Below are 17,078 nucleotides of genomic sequence, written 5' to 3' on the forward strand. Positions count from 1 at the left end.
GTTGCGAGGGTGCCCTTGATGCGTGGGCAGCCAGTGTGCAGAGAAAGCGCCACGGGGGCAGCCCGCTGCGATGCCTTTGGGAAATCAGCTACGCAATGTTCGGAAAGCATGAAGGGCTAATTACACTTTCCATACAGAGTCGCTGGAGTTTCCCGATCAGATAGATGGGTACGGGGGCTGGAGAAAAGGAAAACGGGCCGTTTTTTTGGCTCATCGCCGATCAGCCGTGGGAGCGGCCCTGGCCGCGAAGGGACGCATAGCGGCCCCTGTTTCAGGGGCTACGGTTTGCTTTGCGATCGGGACTGGGGCTGCTTCGCAACCCTTCGCGGCCGGGGCCGCTCCCACCAGCGTAGCTCCCTTCTGTTTCACACTAACTTGCGATGAGCCAAAAAAAGCGCCGGGATGACCCGGCGCGGATAGTGCGATTGCTCTCTATCAATCAGCCTTGGCTGAAGCTCACGCCGGCAGTACCACGAAGCTTTCGGGTTTGCATTTGAGCGAAACGTCAGCACCTGGCGGCAGCGTGTGGCTACCGGGAGTGGGTAACTGTTGGCACTTGAGGTCAAGGGTTCCGCCGGCCACAGCTACCCGGTAAATCACCCGGTTGCCGATGAACGAGGTGTCTTTCACTTTACCCAGGAATTCGCCTTCGGCCAGATGGCCGTGGGCAGGCGCCAGGCTCAGCGTTTCCGGGCGAATGGAGACATTGACCGGTCCCGCTTGCAGGGCGACCTTGGGCGCGTGAGCAAAACGACCGAAGGGCAGTTGGATCTGACCCTCGCCGGTACTGGCGCCGTAGGTCCCGCCAACGATGTTGGTATCACCGAAGAACTTGGCGGCGAACAGCGTGCGGGGCGACCAGTACATCTCTTCCGGCCCCCCGATCTGTTCGATGCCGCCCTTGTTCAGCAGCACCACCCGGTCGGACAGGATCATGGCTTCGTCCTGGTCGTGGGTGACGTAAACGAAGGTGGTCGAGGTTTCCTCGTGGATGCGTTTGATTTCGTTGAGCATGTGGTGGCGGATCTTCAGGTCGAGCGCCGCCAGCGGCTCGTCGAGCAACAGCACGGCCGGCCGGTTGACCAATGCCCGTGCCAGTGCGACACGTTGTGCCTGGCCGCCGCTGAGTTCGGAAATCCAGCGGTTCTTGTAGGTTTCCAGCTGCACCAGCTCCAGTGCCTTGATCACCTCGCGCTTGATCACATCCTTCGGTGTTTTCTTCAAACGCAGGCCGAAGGCGACGTTGTCGAAGACGTCGAGATGGGGGAACAGGGCGTACTTCTGGAACACCATGTTGACCGGCCGTTGCTCAGGCGCAAGCGAGGTTGAGTCCTTGCCATCGATCACCACTTTGCCGGTGGTGGGCTGTTCGAAGCCGGCGATGATACGCATCAGGGTGGTCTTGCCACAGCCGCTTGGGCCGAGCAGGGTCAGGATCTCGTTACGCTTTACCGTCAGGTCCACTTTGCCCAGCGCAGTCAGGCTGCCGTAACTCTTGGAAATGCCGGTCAATTCAATGCTGTTGGTCATGGTAGTTACTCCGCAGGTTCAGCGCGTTCAAGTTCAAGACGGCGGCGGCGCATGGTCATGACCAGGCCGGCAATGGCAATAATGGCGATGGTAAGAGTGAGCATGAACACCGACGCGGCATTGATGCTCGGGTCAACGGCCCGGCGAATCATCGACAGGATCAACAGCGGCAGTGTGGTCTCGCTGCCGGTGACGAAAATGGTGATCAGGAACTCGTCAAGCGACAGTGCAATGGCCAGGATGGCGGCACCGGCGATGGTTGGGCCGATGATTGGCAAGGTGACCAACCAGAAAGCCTTGAGAGGCGAGGCACCAAGGTCGCGAGCCGCTTCCTCGTACGAAAGATCGAAATACTCCAGGCGCGAACGCACGGACTCGACAAAGAACGGGAAGGTGAACAGGGTGTGGCCGATGATCACGGTCAGCAGCGAACGGGGCAAGCCGATCAGGGAAAACAGAATCACCAGGGCGATGCCCAGGAACAGGCCGGGCAGGGCGATCGGCGCGAAGTTGAGGAAGGCAAATATCGACTTGAAACGCCCCTTCATCCGCATCAGGGCCAGCGCCGAAAAGGTGCCCAGGATCGTCGTCAGGACAGCCGAAGCGCCGCCCACGATGGCACTGTTGCGCAGCGCCGTCATGAAGTCATAGCTGCCGAGTAGTTGCTCGTACCAGCGCATGGAGAACCCCTCGAACGGGAACGACAGCGACGGCGAGGAGTGGAAGCTGAACAACACGATCAGCGCAACGGGCGCATAAAGGAAGAGCATGTATATGTAGGTGAATAATCTAATCATGGCGGAACACCTCAGGGGCTCTGTTTTCTGCAGTCATATCAGTCGTGATAGCGTTTGCCGGGCGCCAGGTTGGCGGCCCGAAGCACACCGAGCAATGTGGCGTAGACCAGCATGAAAACGGCCAGCAGCAGGTAGGCCATTGCCGCGCCCAGCGGCCAGTTGCCTACGGAGCGGAACTGGTTGGCGATCAACAGGCCGGTGGTCATTGCGTCCCGGCCACCCAGCAGTTGTGGCGTGATGTAGTCACTGGCGGCCAATACGAAGGTGAACATGAACGAACTGACGATGCTCTTGTGAGCCATTGGGATAATGACTTTCCACAAGGTCGTGAAACCGCCGCCACCAAGATCCGCCGATGCTTCCAGGTAGTCCTTCTTGATGTCCCGCAACCCGGAGACCAACAGCAGCAGGGTGAACGGCAACATGATGTGGACCAGGGTAATGATCACCGAGAACTTGCTGAACACCAGCCACTCCAGCGGCTGATCGATGATGCCGAACTGTTGCAGGGTCGAGTTGATGACACCGGTGGTACCGAGAATCGTGCGCCAGGCATAAACCCGTACCAGGTAACTGGAAAACCATGACACCAGGGCAAGGTACAAAACCGCGTTCGAACGGGTCTTGTAGACAATGTAGTAAGCCACCGGCGCGCTGATGACCGTCGACAGGGTTGCGGTCCAGAAGCCGTTTTGCATCGAGATCCACAGCGAGTCATAGAAGCCGCTGGCACTCAAGGTGCGTGCATAGTTGGCGATGGTTGCGGCCGGAATCATCGTGAAGGTTTTCGACGTCCAGAAGCTGGCGACAAACAGTAGGATGGACGGCACCAGAAAAAATATGATCAGGAAGAGCAGAGGCGGGGTGGCCAGCAAATAGCCCGAGAGAGCCTTCTTATCAATACTCACGGTCTTTATCGGCACCGAGGCCTCAGCGCCCACGACAACGGGCTTGCTTTGATTGACAGCGTTCATGTCTACCTTGCCTTTGCTTTTATTCGTGTTGAGGATGAGGTTCTTGGCGCACTAACGGGCATGCCTGACTGGCGACAACATGGGCATTCACCAGGTAACAGCGCATCGTGCGCCAACCGCATCGCATCCTTCAGGCTGTAAAGGGCGCATGCAGGGGCGACGCCTGTTTTGCGGTCGCCTCATGCGCGGTATATAACGAGCGGATCGCCGGGCCTTGTGGCTCAGAACGAACCCTTGAAGTTCGCCCACTGATCCACCCATTCAGCATAGGTGACGTACTTGTCGGAACTCAGCGGGGGCTGGCCGTACAATTTCGACTTCTGGAAGAAGCTGTCGAGGTTGTTGTAGTCGAACGTCTCTCGCAGTGCGGGAGGCAGCAGGGGGATGGCTTTTTGATTGGTGACGGCGGAGAACATGGTCGTCGCCATTTTTGCCTGGGTTTCCGGCTCAAGTACCTTGTTGATGAACTCCAGCGCCAACGGCACGTCTTTGGCCGTCTTGGGAATGAACAACGCGTCACACCAGAGCGCTGCGCCTTCCTCGGGAACGGAAAGGGCCGTCTCTACCCCACGCTTGGCCGTTTCGGTCGGGGCGAACGCGGAAAGCGAGAACACCGCATCCACTTCTCCGGACGCCAGCAGCGAGACCGCGTCACCTGCCGAGGAGGCGAAGACCCGGCATTGATCCCGGTAAGGCTTGAGCTTTTCAAAGGCGTCATCGAACTCGGCGCGGGTCAGGTTAGGAAACTTGTCGCCATAGCCTGCAATGATGGCAATGATCGACCAGGTAGAAAGGCCGTCATCGACGAAGGTCAACTTGCCTTTCAACTTGGGATCCAGCAGGTCCTTGTAGACCTTGGGTTTTTTCACATTCTTGACGTTGTAGACAATGGTGTTCATGCCCCACAACAGTGGAATGCCCCATTGCTTGCCGTCCCAGTACCAGCGGTTGCCTTTGTAGAACAGCGGGATGGTGCTGTCAGGTGAATAGTTGGGAATCCTGCTGGTGTCGATCGGGGTCAGAATGTCCATTTCCTTGTAAATGGTTTCATAACCCAGTGCATACATCGTCAGGTCCAACTGAACCGGATCGGTCCCGGCCAGGCGCGCGGTAATGTCATCCTGGGTGCTCGCATAGCTGGAGCGCACGGTGATGCCACGGTTTTTGCGCCAGTCGGCCAATTCGGCGTCGCCGGTCTCACCTTCCCAGCCCAGAATCTCCAGATGCCCGTCGGCAGCCATTACACCCGGTGCGAACGAGCCGATGTACAGCCCGGCTGCCGAGGCTGCAGCGCCCAGCAAGAATGTACGCCGCTTCATTGTTATCGACTCCAGCAGATCGACGCCGGATGATCCATAACCCATCTCTGATTCTTTTTTCATTCTGAGTTCCTGCCTAGGGTGGTGTTCAAGCAATTAACGACTCTGTACATCGGCAGTGTTATGGCCAGCATGGTGTCCTTCCTGCTGGAGCGGCGTGCGGCACTGTGCTGGTTGGCAGACAGCGTGCGCGTTGCGCTTCCACGGTTCCGATTGACTCTTCTGTGGCTGGGCTGCGCGTGGAGTCCGGGTACTTGCACAGTATCGGCTCCCTTGATCGCGCCCAGCGCTTGATAGGCTCGGCTTGTTGTTTTCATGGCTTGAGTATTGGCTCGGCTGCCAATGCACTCAATTTCGCACCGCTTTGAAAAGCGACGCACTCTGACGCATTCATGTGACCTAAGCGGCGCACCCGGTGGACGCCAGAAAAATGCGTCAAGGTGCGTCGCTTTTGCCGTGGGTGCGAAATTGAGTCGAGGCGCTCACCGGCCAATACTCGAACCTTGGCCAGCCCTCTGCCTGATTGGAGTTCTCTGTGAAGCTTTCCGGTAGCCAGATAGTTGCAAAGGCGCTTAAGGCGCACGGCGTCCATTACGTCGCCGGAATCCCCGGGTACGGTTCGCGGGCGCTGGTCGATGCGCTGTACGCTCGCGGTACCGAAATTCCATTCATACAGGTCATGCAAGAGCAGAGTGCCGTGCATATGGCCGACGGCTATTTCCGTGCGTGTGGGCGGCCCATGGCGGCATTGCTGCCAACCCCGTTGAGCCAGTCCAGGGCGTTGGGCGCGATAGCGACTGCGTTGGCAGATGGCTCGGCTGCACTGGTGATCAGTGGCGGGGAGCCGGATGATGCTCCGGACGCGGTGAGTTCGAAGCCGTCCAGGGTTGGCAAGGACCGGTTTTGCATTGCTTCGATCGAGACACTTTCAGAGGGCATTCACCACGCGTTCGATGCGATGCTCAGCGGCCGGGCAGGCCCGGTCAATGTGGGCATTCCGGTGTGCATACAAAAGGAGTTGCTCGAGGTTGCAGGTATTCCAGCCCCGACGCGCATCTTCAATACGCCCGCGGTTCCTGAACCTGCTTCGAACGATCGCACTTCAGGAGCGCTTTGCATGGCGCGCGAGGAATGCGCATTCCACTTGAGCGAAGACTGGCGCAGCGATGCGTCCCCACTGGTCGCGCAGCGCCCGTTGGCCGAGTTACGGCAGGTCCTGGACCGGGATGCGATTCTGGTCGTCGGTGCGGGAAGCATTCATGCTGCGGTTCGTCAGCTGTTTCCCGTGTTCCTGCCCAGAAGCCAACTGTGCGCGGGCAGCGTCGACGCCGTTGGCTGGGCAGTACCGGCGGCCATCGGTGCCAGGCTTGCCATGCCGGCACGCCAGGTCGTGTGCGTTGTAAGTGATGCCGACTTCCTGCAGTCGATGCAAGAGATGGCGGTATGCATGATGCACACCATCCCGGTCGTCTTCATGGTCTTCAACAACAGCGGATATACGTCCCTGAGCGACGTGCGATCGGCAGCTGCCGAGCATCATCCCGGCATTGGTTTCAACCTGCCCGACGGCAAGCCTTATTCTCCGGACTTTGCCGTGATAGCCAAAAGCTTCGGGCTCGAAGCCTGGCGGGTTGAACATGCTTCGCAATTGCACGTCACCCTGAACAAGGCACTCAACAGCACAGGCCCTGCGCTGGTGGAAATCATCACCGCGCGCGAGGTGCCTAGCGAAAGCAGCGCCTAGCCACCACGCACAGTGTCGGGCCCGAACGCCATGGGCCTGACGATTGATCAGGCCTGGCCACCCCAAATGATCGAAGCGTTGTCTCCGGTCATGTACTCACGTACTTCCAGTGGCAAGGACAAGTCGCTGGGAAGCAGAACCGTTGCGTTGCGCAAGTGCTGTTTGCGGATCTTGCCTTTGTCGACGAGCCCCAGCGCCATGCGCGTGGAAAACGGCTGACGAAACGACGAGGACGCGACGCCTGTCACCAGGCCATACAGAAAGCGGATCGGTCTTCTGTGTTGCGGCGTCAGGATCGAAAAGGTCATTTCGTTGCGCTGCTTGCCTTCGAAGTCCACCATGAACAGCCGATCACCCAGCAGCAGGCAGAAGCCGTGATAGGTGAACGAGTAACCGATTTTTCCGCTGCCATCGAGCAGCGGAAAGCGCTCTACGGTGACGTACTGCACCATGGACTCGGCGCGGTACAGACAAGTCACGGAGCGCAGGATGCGCCCTTTGTAGATAGACGAGTTGTGGTAGCGGTAATACACGCCCAGATAATCTTCGAGCAGGTCGGCCGAACTTTTGGCCAAGGGCAGGAAGTGATTGAATTGCGTCGAGGCACGCAAGTCCGTCGGTAACTCGTTTTCAAACCCCTCATAGAACTTCTTGAACTCGGCAGGTGGCCGGAAAAGATCTTCCGCCTCCATCATGAAGTATCGGCCAATCTTTTGCAGGATCTTCTGCGAGGGAACGTGTTGCCCAACCAGATACTTGTTGAATTGCTGCCGGTTGACATCGACTTTTCGGCACATGTCCGCAACGGATCGGCAGGAGTCGACCAATGTACTCAAGTTTTTTTGAACGTTGACTTGCAGTTCGCTGCGGATCTGTTGGCGCTCAGGATGCGAAGTTGAAGCAGTTGTAGGCATGACAGTCAGATCTCCTCAGCGGTGCATTCTGTATCTTGATTACAATCCATGAGCTTGCACAAGGGCGGTTATATAGTAGTTATTCCCAGCTGCGCTTCAGGTGATTTACAGCATATAAAAAAAATAAGGGGTTCACCATCGTGGAGCCGGGCCCGTGCGTCAAATTGTAAGCGCTTTTTGAGGTTTTGGCACACCGGCAAGCGGCAGGGGTGTGGACGGCGGTGCCTTGCAACTCGGGCAATCGCTTGGGTTTGCGGGGCGCTGCTGAACGTCCGAGGGCCCCTTTTCATTGGAGTGCGTCAGTCTGCGTCATCTGCGAGCGGATCTGCGAAATTGTGCAATGGCGGTCGTGGGCTGATACTCAATCCAATAGAGAGTTTTTAATACATTTGCCGGTCTCTTTTTTTTGCCCTGGAGTATTGGAGCGCGAACTTTATTAACGTCAAGCTTAAAGGTTTGAGCGGCGATACAGTTTTATTGGTTGGTTGTGTCGGCAAATAAGACCTGCTCGAGTTTTATAGTGCGATTTGATTGTCCTGATTTTGGAGCGGTTCAGAAATGGCACGATTAACCGGCGACATTCCCGGAAAAAGGCGATTCAAGGCCGCTATGGTCGGCGGTGGGCAAGGTGCGTACTTCGCCAGTTTTCATCGCGCCGCCATGCGTCTGTGCAATCGCTTCGATATCGTGGCTGGCGCTTTTTCTTCCGTTCCTGAAAAGTGTCTGGAAGCCGGCACGGCGTTGAATATTGCCAAGGACCGGATCTATTCAACTTTTGAAGAAATGGCGGCAGTGGAATCACAACGCCCGGATCCCATCGACGTCGTTGTCATCGTCACCCCGAACCACCTGCATTTCGAGCCCTGCCGGCTTTTTCTCGAAGCAGGCATACCGGTCATTTGCGATAAACCCCTGGTGAACGACCCCGAGCAGGCCCATACGCTCGCACGCATTGCCGAGCGACAAAATACCTTTTTCGCGGTGACCTACACCTATCAGGGGTATCCGATGGTCAGGGACGCCCGCAGTCGAGTCCTGGCTGGGGAGCTTGGCGAAATCCGCTTCATGTATGTCGAGTATCTGCTCGAATGGCTTGCCCCAGGCGTCGCCACGCTGAACAAGAGCCTGGCCTGGCGCGGCGACCCCGCCAAGGCCGGCCCCACAGGTGCGCTGGGCGATGTCGGTACCCATGCATTCAATATGCTGGAGTTTCTCTCTGGCAAACGCTGCACAAATCTGAACGCCAAGCTGACCACCGTCGTACCGGATTGGGGGCTGGACGACACCTGTGTGGTTCAACTCGAATTCGAGGGTGGTGTGGATGGCTTGCTGTGGGCGAGTTTCGCCGCGCCCGGGCACCGCAATGGGCTGCGCTTCAAGATCGTCGGCAGCAAGGCGTCGATCGAGTGGCGCCAGGAGGCGCCCGAGACGCTGCTGTTCACACCCATAGATGCGGCGGATCGCATCTACCGCCGGGGGCAGGGCGATAACGTCCCCCAGACACTCGAGTTCACCAGTTTGCCCGCCGGCAATACCGAGGGTTACCTGGAAGCGCTCGCGGTGTTGTATGCCGACTTCGCCGAGGCACTCGACGCCGGGCAGCACTGGCGATCGGCAACCCGAGTGCCGCTCCCCGATATTCATGACGGTGTGCGTGGTGTGTTCCTGTCGCAGGTTTGCGTCGAGTCCAATGCAAGGCGCGCCTGGCTGCCGTTTCCACCAACTTGAGGCAAGTCGATGTCAAACGAACTTCACAGAGCTGCCTATTCGGTACTCCTACCGGCCTTTTCCGGGCTGGCGCTGGATGAAAGCGTGCGCCGGTTTTTGAGCCGCGGCGGAGCCTCCGTTTTGCTGGGAGAAACCCGTGAGGAATATGTTGCAAGAAGCATGAGCCCGGAGCGCAGGCGCAGCGAAACACAAGAGCACTTCAAACGCGTCGCCCAGCAAGCCGCCTCGTACGCCGGCTCAAACGTATTGATTGCTGTCGATCAGGAGCTTGGCGGCATTGAACGCCTGCACCAATTGGTACCTGAAATGCCGTCCCGAGAAGCACTCAAGGATCTCAGTGCTGAAGAAATCGAAGCGAACTGTTTTGCAATGGCCAGTGCCGCACGGGGCATGGGGATAAACCTGTTCCTGGCCCCCATCGTCGATGTGGTGAGCGGCGCCAATCCCTGGTTGCACAACCGCCACCTGGGCTCGGACCCCGCCGAAGTCAGCCGGGTTTCATGCGCCTACATTCGCGGCGTGCAGCGGGCTGGCGTCATAGCCACGGCCAAGCACTTCCCGGGGCATTACGTTACGGAAAATGATCCTGCGCTCGCTGAAGCGGTGGTCCCCGGCTCGATCGAGAGTCTTCAGGAGGGGCTGGAGGTCTTCAAGCAAGTGATCGCAACCGGTGTCAAAGCGATCATGCCGGGGCCGGCCGTTTTTCCCGCTATCGATCCGGATCAGTCCGCTTCGACTTCGGCAAAGGTCATAGGCCTGCTGCGTGACACCCTGGGATTCGACGGCTTGATCATCTCCGACGACCTGGATGCGGCCTCCATCCTGCGTGGCAATTCCATTAGCGATACCGCTATCGCATCACTGGCCGCTGGGGCGCATTTGTTGCTGGTATCGAGTGAGGCCGGGCTTGATCCCCTTGCCGATTCCATCGTGGCTGCTGTTGAACAGGGCCGGTTGCAGCGGCAGGTCCTGCTGGCTGCGTCCGGGAAGGTTCGTGCATTGGCCGAGGCTGTCGGCAAAGACGCAGATCAAAACGATTGCCCCACAACCATTCCCTTTGCGCCGGAAGGTGCAGGAGCGAAATATGGAATCCTCTAAAAATATTCTGGCCCTGCACTCGACTGTCGCCAGGTACTCGACCTTGGCGATGGACATCGACATCGCAAGGGATACGGGTTTCGATGCCCTTGAAATCAACAGTGGCAAATTGGAAGGCTATTTGGCCGCAGGTCACAGCGAGCAGGAGCTCAAGGCGCTGCTGAGTGACGTCACCGTTACAGGTATCGGCTACCTGCGCGATATTGAACGGCAGGGGAGCGCAACCGGCGACCTTCTGAAAGAAGCGCATAGGCTGTTCACCCTGGCCAGTCTGGCAGGGGCCAAGGGCGTGCAGGTACTGACCGGCCCTATCAATGTGCAAGCGGTCATCGATTATCGGCAACAAGGTCGAACCTCTCATTACGCGGGCCTGCTGGGGCATACCGAGGCCGAGCAGTCCGCGTTGACTGCCGGGAATCTTCGGTTGCTGGCGGATATGGCAAAGGACTTTGGCCTGCTCTTGTACCTCGAGGCATTGTCCTGGACCCCGTTGAACAGCATCGAGCAGCAACTGCAACTGTTGGACCGTGCCGAGCGCAGCAACGTCAGGATGGTCATCGATTACTGGCATTGCTACACCTCGGGGGTAACGCCCGAGGTGGTTGCCCGGATGAACAAGGACGTGATCTACGGCGTGCATGTGTGCGATTCGCTGCAGTTCGAGGGCGGCATCCCCAATGAAGAAATACTCAGGGACGTGCCGACAGGCAGTGGCGTATTGGACCTGCGCGAGTGGACGGATGCGGTCAAGGCCACCGGCTATGACGGTTGGTGGAGCTGCGAGCTTTTCTGCAAGAAGCAGCAACAACAAAACAGTTATGCGGTGGCAAAGGACTTGAAGGGCTTGCTCGAGCGTCTCGTTCGAAACTGAGCCGACTTCAAGTGAATGACTGGGTGATCTCCGTTCAGGGGATTGCAGTGTTGATAGTTCAAATAAAGGTCAATGATCGCAATGGTCGATTTCATCGTCATCGGCGGAGGCTCCACGGGCTGTACAATCGCCTCGAGGCTCAGCGAAGATTCAACTGCATCGGTCGTCCTGTTCGAGGAAGGGCCGCGAGACAGCAGTCCGTATATCCATATCCCCGGCGCTTACTACAAAACGGCGCAAGGTCCTTTGCTCAAGCGCTACCCCTGGGAGCCGACCGCAGAACAGGAGCGTACCGACTCCCCGACCATGGTGCAGGCAAGCGTGCTGGGAGGCGGCAGCTCGGTCAATGCGATGATCTACATCCGTGGTGTTCCGTCCGACTACGATGGTTGGGCCGAGCAGGGCGCCAAAGGCTGGTCATACCAGGACGTGCTGCCGTACTTCAAGAAAGCCGAGCACAACGAGCGTTTTTGCAATGAGGTGCATGCCGTCGGTGGTCCGCTCGGCGTCTCGGACCCCATCAACATTCATCCGCTGACCAAGGTCTGGCTGCAGGCATGCCAGCAGTATGGATTACCCTATAACGAGGACTTCAACTCCGGTGATCCAGCCGGCTGTGGCCTCTACCAGATCACGGCCAGGAATGGCTTTCGCAGCAGTGCAGCGGTCGCCTACCTGGGACCGGCCAAATCACGAAAAAACCTAAAGGTAAGAACGGCTTGCCGCGTCACCCGGATCTTGATGGAAGGAAACAGGGCGCGAGGAGTTGAATACATCGAGAACGGCAAGCGCCGGGAACTTTTCGCCGAAAAGGAAGTGATTCTGTCGGCGGGCGCGATCAACTCTCCGCGCTTGCTCATGCTTTCGGGTATCGGCCCGGCGGCTCACCTGAAGAAACAGGGAATCCCTGTCGTTCAGGATCTGCCCGGTGTCGGTCAGAACCTGCAGGACCACATCGAGATCTCGTTGATTTACGAGCTCACCGGCCCTCACAGCTATGACAAGTACAAAAAACCGCACTGGAAGGCCATGGCGGGGCTGCAGTATGCCTTGTTCAGGCAAGGCCCGGCCGCATCCAACCTGATCGAGGGCGGGGCGTTCTGGTGGGGCGACAAGGCGGCAGCGACACCGGATATCCAGTATTTCATGGTGGTAGGGGCGGGCATCGAGGAAGGCGTTGACTCGGTACCAGGCGGCAATGGCTGCACCTTGAATCTGGGGCAGATCAGGCCAAGGTCACGGGGCTATGTAGAGCTTCATTCGCCCGATCCAATGGCCACGCCGAGAATCGTGCCGAATTACTTCTCCGATCCTTACGATATCGAGAGCCTGGTCGACGGTTGCATGGTGGGCGAAGAAATCATGTCGCAACCGGCCTTCAAACCGTTCGTGGCCAGGCGTCACGTACCCGATGGTGTGGTCAGGACCCGTGACGCCATGAAAAAATTCTGCCATCAGGAAGCCCACGCTGCGCTGCATCCGTCGGGGACCTGTCGGATGGGGGTCGATGAGAACTCTGTGGTAGGGCCGGATCTGCGCGTTCACGGGATCGAAGGCTTGAGGGTCGCTGATGCTTCGATCATGCCCACGCTGATATCCGGAAACCCGAACTCGGTGTGCATCATGATTGGCGAGAAAGCTGCCGACATGATTCGTGGCAGGCAGGGCCAGTAAACCTTCTGGTCAGGGGGGCATACTGCGCATAGTGGTCATGCGTACGCCAGCCAGCCGCTCAGGATGGCCCGGTACAGCAAAGCGCATAGATTGCGTGCATTGGTTTTCCTGAGCATGTTGGTGCGGTGTTTGCGGGCCGTCAGGTCGCTGATGCCAAGCTGTCGCGCCACCTGTTTGTCGCTCAGGCCTTGGGCGAGCAGGTGGAGCACGTCATGTTCACGTGACGACAGCGGTGAGTCATCGGGGCAGGCGCCTTTCTGATTGGAATTGCATCAGGGCGAAATGGTGAGCCACCAGCGCCGTGGATTTTTTCGCCTGCAGTTTTCTCAACAGGTTCTCCCGGTGCTTGCGGGCCGTAGAAAAAGCCACCGAGAGCCGGGCAGCAATCTCGCGGTCCGTGAGCCCTTGGGCGATCAACGACAAGACTCGAACCTCCTGGACGGTCAGGTGCATTTCCATTCCATTGACGTTCCTGTCGTGGTTTTCCGTTCACCGTGAGACCTGCAAGGCGAAGCCTAGGAACAGCCGATGGGCTGTCAAACCACGTCCTCCCATATCGTGATCAATACCGCATTTGCCGAATGGTTTGATGTTTGTGCTGGCCGCACCATCGACTTGCCGACGCTCACGGCTTGGCAGTTGGACCGGCACTGGAGAGTGCCGCAAGCGCAGGTGTCTGGCGGGGGTTCGCCGCATGTGGCGGACGAGCCCGGTCAACAACCATCGAGAAGGATTGGAACCATGAACTGGAATCGTTCGTTTACCGACCTGATCCGCAATGGGCGTCCTGCCTATTGGGGCAACTGGACGCTTGATCAGAAGATCAAGGTGGGCAGTGTCGGTTTTGTTTCTCCCGACAGCGGAGACTTCACCCTGGTCAAGGAAGATACGCCGGGCTTGACGGTCGGTAGTCGAGGCGCGCCGAACCAGTGGAAACTCTCGTCCAGCAACGTGCAGCGCACCCAGGCCAATGTGGAGCTCGATGGCTCGGCCACCGATCCGGAGACGGGCGTCAAGATCAAGGCCGGAACCGAAGTGAAGTGGGACTTCTCGGCCCTGGGGTCGATCGCGTCGGAATTCGGTATCGCCTCCGAGTCGTTTCTGACTGATATGACGCAATTGACCCAACCGCAGACCCTGCAGTTGCTCAAGCAGCAGGCGGCCAGTGTCAGCATGGGCGGCAACGATGCCATTGCCCAGGGCTTCGGTGTCGTCACCAGCGTGATTTACGCAACCAGTGGCCTGAATATCGGTTCCCAGGACAACAGTTCCTCGTTCTCGATCACAGGCTCCGTCAGTGCCATCGAAGACATGCTGGGCAGCGCCACCGCTAAAGGCTCATTCGTCTCCACCAACCAGACCAAGAGCGTCGACCAGCACCTGTGGCCCTACCAGGCGGAGACCCTGGCGACCGTGCCGATCCCCATCGCCTTCACCTTCGCCTCGTTCGACGGCTCCCTGTTGATCCCTAACTGGGTGACGCGCCTGGGGGCTTTCGAAATTCTGTTCAACAACGTGCCGGGGTGCACCTACATCACTCAGATCCAGCTCGATTACGACACCCCCCAGGGGCATCGCCACGACGAGTTCAGCCTCAGCGGGGGACTGTCGAAAACGGTCGGCAATATTCCACTCAGCGCCACCAATCTGCGGGCGCAGGTGACCTTCAAAGGGATGATCAACAGCGACCATTACTCCTTCAGCTGGCCCAGCCCCCTGGGGCAGTGGTTGACCGGTCGGCGCGAGGTGCAGATGACCGGTGTCTGGCCCGGCAAGACCCAGGCCAAGGACATCGAACACTGACCCATTGCATGCGGCTCAACGAGAGGATTCAGTCATGTTCAATTGCACGGAAGACTTTTTGACCCGGCACGTCAGGAACCTGGCAACCGGCGATATTCAGGATAACTACAACGATGTTGTCCGCTATGCGGGAGTTGTGTTGCAGGCGCGGGTCGAGGAGTTCGAGCATAAATATCCAAACACGGTGATGTTCATGTACCCGGTGACCCTGGGCACAATCCGCGACAGGATCCCGATCTACGGCGCCAATGCCAATTTCGACATGGCGGTGCGCATACCCTGGATTGTCACCTGGACTGGTGTAGGTCGTTACACCGTGATCCAGAATGCGTCGGGGTTCCGCGGGTCAACCGACGGCGCTGGATTGTGCAACCACTATGCCGCGCCGTTGGTGGATGGGCAGAGTGTGACCACGCAGTGGCAGGCGCCGGGGTTGCTCTGAGTGTTTGATGGCCTCATCGCGGGCAAGCCCGCTCCCACAGGGATACTGAGGTGTACACAAATCCTCTGTGGGAGCTGGCTTGCCAGCGATAGGGCCCTCAAGCGAACACCGCCAACAAATCCTCCTCAAACGCCTGCTGCGCATCTCCCGGCACCTGCCCCCGATGCCGGGCCAGGTGAAAGGGGGCTTCAAAGCTCGATGTCTCTTCGCACAACACCCGCAACAAACCCCGCTCAACCCAGGGCTGGGCAAAGTGGCGGGGCAGGTGGCCGATGTGCCGCCCCGACAGAATGAACGCCAGCGCCCCTTCGACCTGCTCGGTACGCGCCGAGCAGAACCCGCCGCGATAAGGCTCGTCGCTCTTGAGAAAACGGTAGGGATGTTCGATCTGGTCCGCCCCGGCCAGCGCCTGTTCGTCGATCTCGACGGCGTTGAACAGCGGATGCCCCAGCCCGCAGTACAGATGCTGGGTTTCACTGAACAGCAGGCGGTAGTCGAAGGCACGCTGGGTACCCGAGAAGTAGCCGATGGCCAGGTCCAGGCGTTGTTCCAGCAGCAGGCGTTCCATGTCGGCCGGCATGGCGCTGATCAGTTCGATACACACCGCTTCATCGCGCTGGCGAAAGCGCGCGATGGCCTCGGCCAGGCGCAGGGTCACCGACGGGTCCAGCGCCTCGGAACAGCCGATACGCAGCTCGCCCAGCAAGCGCCCGGCAACGCCATTGGCCTGATGGCGAAAGGACTCGATGGATTCGAACAGCACCTTGGTGGCCTTGAGCAGTTCTTCACCCTTGGGCGTCAACTTGAAGCCGCCCTTGCCGCGACTGCACAGGCGGTAGCCCAGGCGCGTCTCCAGCTTGGCCATCTGTTGGCTGATGCTCGGCTGGCTGAGGCCGAGCACCCCTTGGGCGGCACTGAATCCGCCGCTTTGGGCGACGCTGGCGAACAGCCTGAGCAGTTGCAGGTCCAGGTCATGCAGTTGTCCGAGCATTAAACATTGGTCTCTGAGAATGTCAGGATAATTGACTTGCTATTTTACCAATGTAACCCGGCGGGCATGCTGTGGGCACTCCCTGCGTCGAGGTGCTCATCATGCGTTCGTCCTGTTTATTGCTGTCCCTGGTCGTTGCCCTGCCCGTAGTGGCCGAGGAGAAGGTCGTCAATATCTACGGCTGGGCCGACTATGTCGCGCCCGAAACCCTGCAGCGCTTCCAGCAGGAAACCGGCTACACCGTGCGCTATGACACCTTCGACACCCCCGAAGTACTGGAAACCCGCCTGCTCACTGGCGGCAGCGGCTATGACGTGGTCGTGCCGTCTTCCAGCGTGCTGGCCCGGGCCATGGCCGCCGGTGCCTTGCGCACCACCGGGGCGGCGGCGCTGCAGGGCTATGCCAATCTCGACGGCGACCTGTTGGACAAGCTCGCCCGGATCGATCCCGGCAACCAGTACGCCGTCCCTTACACCTGGGGCACCCTGGGCCTGGGGATCAATGTCGAGGCCGTGCAAAAGCGCCTGCCCGGTGTGGCGCTCGATAGCCTGGATCTGCTGTTCAAACCTGAATATGCCAGCAAGCTGGCCGACTGCGGGATCTCACTCGTCGACTCGCCCCAGGAAGTCATTGGGCTGGCCCTGCATTATTTGGGCAAGGACCCCTACAGCCGCAACAAGGCAGACCTGGAGGCCGCTGGCGCCTTGCTCCATCAATTGCAGCCCTCGGTGCAATACGTTGCCAATGGTCGGCAAATCAGCGACCTGGCCAATGGCACCACATGCCTGGCCCTGACCTACAACGGCGATGCGAGCACCGCCGCCGAACAGGCCCGGCGTGCCAGCAAGCCGTTTGAAGTGACCTATCGGATTCCCAGGGAAGGCACGCTGATCTGGCAGGACAACCTGGCCATCCCCAAGGATGCCCCGCACCTGGAAGCGGCAAAGGCTTTCATCGAGTTCCTGCTGCGCCCCGAATCGGTGGCGGCACTGACCAACACCCTGTTCTTCGCCAACGCCAACCAGGCGGCGACGCCCCTGGTCGATGCGCCGATCCGTGACAACCCCGATATCTATCCGCCGGCCGAAGTCCGTGCACGCCTGTATGCCGACCAGAGCATGGCCTTGCCCGACATGCGCCAGCGCACCCGCCTGTGGACCACTTTCCGTAGCCGCCAATAAGGAATCCTTCCC

The 17,078-nt window shown here is 59.0% G+C and carries 16 protein-coding genes; 8 read left to right on the forward strand and 8 right to left on the reverse strand.

Annotated features, from left to right (window positions below):
• Window positions 1-456: 456 nt before the first annotated feature.
• From F2S13_RS13565 to F2S13_RS13580, 4 genes are all read right to left on the reverse strand, one after another.
• On the reverse strand, window positions 457-1,530 hold the full coding sequence (locus F2S13_RS13565; protein WP_166361565.1) for an ABC transporter ATP-binding protein: 1,074 nt from the start codon (window positions 1,528-1,530) through the stop codon (window positions 457-459).
• A 5-nt stretch (window positions 1,531-1,535) separates the two neighbouring features.
• On the reverse strand, window positions 1,536-2,327 hold the full coding sequence (locus tag F2S13_RS13570; RefSeq protein WP_166361567.1) for an ABC transporter permease: 792 nt from the start codon (window positions 2,325-2,327) through the stop codon (window positions 1,536-1,538).
• A gap of 38 nt (window positions 2,328-2,365) precedes the next feature.
• Window positions 2,366-3,301 carry an ABC transporter permease gene (locus F2S13_RS13575; RefSeq protein ID WP_166361569.1) on the reverse strand — a complete coding sequence of 312 codons (936 nt, stop codon included), beginning with the start codon at window positions 3,299-3,301 and terminating at the stop codon, window positions 2,366-2,368.
• A gap of 221 nt (window positions 3,302-3,522) precedes the next feature.
• The gene (locus F2S13_RS13580) at window positions 3,523-4,683 is read right to left on the reverse strand and encodes an ABC transporter substrate-binding protein (RefSeq protein ID WP_166361571.1); all 1,161 of its coding nucleotides are present in this window, start codon (window positions 4,681-4,683) and stop codon (window positions 3,523-3,525) included.
• Between the two features lie 472 nt (window positions 4,684-5,155).
• Here F2S13_RS13580 and F2S13_RS13585 point away from each other — a divergent pair, with 472 nt between their 5' ends.
• The gene (locus tag F2S13_RS13585; protein WP_166361573.1) at window positions 5,156-6,364 is read left to right on the forward strand and encodes a thiamine pyrophosphate-dependent enzyme; all 1,209 of its coding nucleotides are present in this window, start codon (window positions 5,156-5,158) and stop codon (window positions 6,362-6,364) included.
• A 47-nt stretch (window positions 6,365-6,411) separates the two neighbouring features.
• Here the strand turns inward: F2S13_RS13585 and F2S13_RS13590 are convergent, their stop codons facing one another.
• Window positions 6,412-7,278, reverse strand: coding sequence for a helix-turn-helix transcriptional regulator (locus tag F2S13_RS13590; protein WP_166361575.1), 867 nt, complete (start codon window positions 7,276-7,278; stop codon window positions 6,412-6,414).
• Between the two features lie 558 nt (window positions 7,279-7,836).
• Here F2S13_RS13590 and F2S13_RS13595 point away from each other — a divergent pair.
• The 4 genes from F2S13_RS13595 (at window position 7,837) to F2S13_RS13610 (ending at window position 12,649) form a co-directional block, all read left to right on the forward strand.
• Window positions 7,837-9,006 carry a Gfo/Idh/MocA family protein gene (locus tag F2S13_RS13595; RefSeq protein ID WP_166361577.1) on the forward strand — a complete coding sequence of 390 codons (1,170 nt, stop codon included), beginning with the start codon at window positions 7,837-7,839 and terminating at the stop codon, window positions 9,004-9,006.
• Window positions 9,007-9,015: 9 nt separating this feature from the next.
• Window positions 9,016-10,104: a glycoside hydrolase family 3 protein gene (locus F2S13_RS13600; protein WP_166361579.1), complete on the forward strand. Its 1,089-nt coding sequence runs from the start codon at window positions 9,016-9,018 to the stop codon at window positions 10,102-10,104.
• Window positions 10,091-10,975, forward strand: a complete 885-nt coding sequence (locus F2S13_RS13605; protein ID WP_166361581.1) for a sugar phosphate isomerase/epimerase family protein — start codon at window positions 10,091-10,093, stop codon at window positions 10,973-10,975. The genes F2S13_RS13600 and F2S13_RS13605 overlap by 14 nt, the downstream gene beginning before the upstream one ends.
• An 81-nt stretch (window positions 10,976-11,056) precedes the next feature.
• The gene (locus tag F2S13_RS13610; RefSeq protein ID WP_178119014.1) at window positions 11,057-12,649 is read left to right on the forward strand and encodes a GMC family oxidoreductase; all 1,593 of its coding nucleotides are present in this window, start codon (window positions 11,057-11,059) and stop codon (window positions 12,647-12,649) included.
• Window positions 12,650-12,684: 35 nt separating this feature from the next.
• Here F2S13_RS13610 and F2S13_RS13615 read toward each other — a convergent pair whose 3' ends face one another.
• The gene (locus F2S13_RS13615) at window positions 12,685-12,879 is read right to left on the reverse strand and encodes a response regulator transcription factor (RefSeq protein WP_166361926.1); all 195 of its coding nucleotides are present in this window, start codon (window positions 12,877-12,879) and stop codon (window positions 12,685-12,687) included.
• 7 nt (window positions 12,880-12,886) lie between these two features.
• On the reverse strand, window positions 12,887-13,108 hold the full coding sequence (locus F2S13_RS13620; RefSeq protein ID WP_166361583.1) for a response regulator transcription factor: 222 nt from the start codon (window positions 13,106-13,108) through the stop codon (window positions 12,887-12,889).
• Between the two features lie 282 nt (window positions 13,109-13,390).
• Here F2S13_RS13620 and F2S13_RS13625 point away from each other — a divergent pair, with 282 nt between their 5' ends.
• Both F2S13_RS13625 and F2S13_RS13630 read left to right on the forward strand, forming a co-directional pair.
• Window positions 13,391-14,452, forward strand: coding sequence for a hypothetical protein (locus F2S13_RS13625; RefSeq protein WP_166361585.1), 1,062 nt, complete (start codon window positions 13,391-13,393; stop codon window positions 14,450-14,452).
• Between the two features lie 34 nt (window positions 14,453-14,486).
• Complete coding sequence (locus tag F2S13_RS13630; RefSeq protein WP_166361587.1) at window positions 14,487-14,894, forward strand: hypothetical protein; 408 nt, start codon at window positions 14,487-14,489, stop codon at window positions 14,892-14,894.
• A 97-nt stretch (window positions 14,895-14,991) separates the two neighbouring features.
• Here the strand turns inward: F2S13_RS13630 and F2S13_RS13635 are convergent, their stop codons facing one another.
• Entirely contained in the window at window positions 14,992-15,885 is an 894-nt protein-coding gene (locus F2S13_RS13635) for a LysR family transcriptional regulator (RefSeq protein ID WP_166361589.1), read from the reverse strand.
• A 101-nt stretch (window positions 15,886-15,986) separates the two neighbouring features.
• Between F2S13_RS13635 and F2S13_RS13640 the strand changes: the two genes are divergently transcribed.
• On the forward strand, window positions 15,987-17,066 hold the full coding sequence (locus F2S13_RS13640; RefSeq protein ID WP_166361591.1) for an extracellular solute-binding protein: 1,080 nt from the start codon (window positions 15,987-15,989) through the stop codon (window positions 17,064-17,066).
• The last annotated feature ends 12 nt before the right edge of the window (window positions 17,067-17,078 follow it).

Origin of the sequence: Pseudomonas akapageensis (genome assembly GCF_011355085.1) — a bacterium.
Lineage (GTDB): Bacteria > Pseudomonadota > Gammaproteobacteria > Pseudomonadales > Pseudomonadaceae > Aquipseudomonas > Aquipseudomonas akapageensis.